This is a genomic window from Paraglaciecola arctica BSs20135, assembly GCF_000314995.1.
In the GTDB taxonomy this organism is placed as follows: Bacteria; Pseudomonadota; Gammaproteobacteria; order Enterobacterales; family Alteromonadaceae; genus Paraglaciecola; species Paraglaciecola arctica.
Genome location: NZ_BAEO01000036.1, coordinates 1 through 673 on the forward strand (window position 1 = coordinate 1; position 673 = coordinate 673).

Sequence of the window (673 nt, forward strand, 5' to 3'; positions counted from 1 at the left end):
ATTAGCAACCGGTTCAATAAACGAATCATCACCTAACTCCCATGCCTTATTTGTTGCATCGCGTACTTTCAACGAACCTGACCCCGCAGGTTTTAGACGATATGGATTTACCTGGTTTATTTATGCATGAGCTTAAAGGTAACAGAAAAGGTATATGGTCTGTGCGCGTAAATGGTAACTGGAGAGTTACTTATCGCTTCGTTGGTAAGGATGCTGAAATTGTAAATTACGAGGATTATCACTAATGGCAATGTTTAACCCTGCACACCCCGGTGAAATTATCAAAGAGCTAGTAATTGAGTCTTTAGGTTTAACCATTACAGACGTTGCAAGTCACCTAGATGTTAGCCGTAAAACGCTATCTAAAGTTTTAAATACTCGTGGCTCAGTTACTCCCGTAATGGCAGTACGGCTAGAGTTGGCTTTTGGTAAGCCGTCTGCTGATCATTGGTTGAGACTTCAAAATGCTTATGACCTTTGGCAAACAAGACAACAAAAAGAGTCGCTACACGTATCGCCATACAACTTTCAAGTGGCATAAATAAATTTAACAAGGCGTTCAAATAGATTCAGCAACCTGCGGGGTCAGGTTCGCTGAAAAATAAAAGTCACTTCGGTTTGGATGAGTTAAACGCTTTAGATCTCCTATCACCGCCTTGTGGTAATGGCTTGG

2 protein-coding genes are annotated in these 673 nt (G+C 41.3%); both read left to right on the plus strand.

The window, feature by feature from the left end; all coding sequences use genetic code 11:
• Window positions 1-41: 41 nt before the first annotated feature.
• A complete protein-coding gene (locus GARC_RS13000; protein WP_081587553.1) occupies window positions 42-245 on the plus strand; it encodes a type II toxin-antitoxin system RelE/ParE family toxin in 204 nt (67 codons plus the stop codon).
• Complete coding sequence (locus GARC_RS13005) at window positions 245-541, plus strand: HigA family addiction module antitoxin (protein WP_007620779.1); 297 nt, start codon at window positions 245-247, stop codon at window positions 539-541. The genes GARC_RS13000 and GARC_RS13005 overlap by 1 nt, the downstream gene beginning before the upstream one ends.
• The last annotated feature ends 132 nt before the right edge of the window (window positions 542-673 follow it).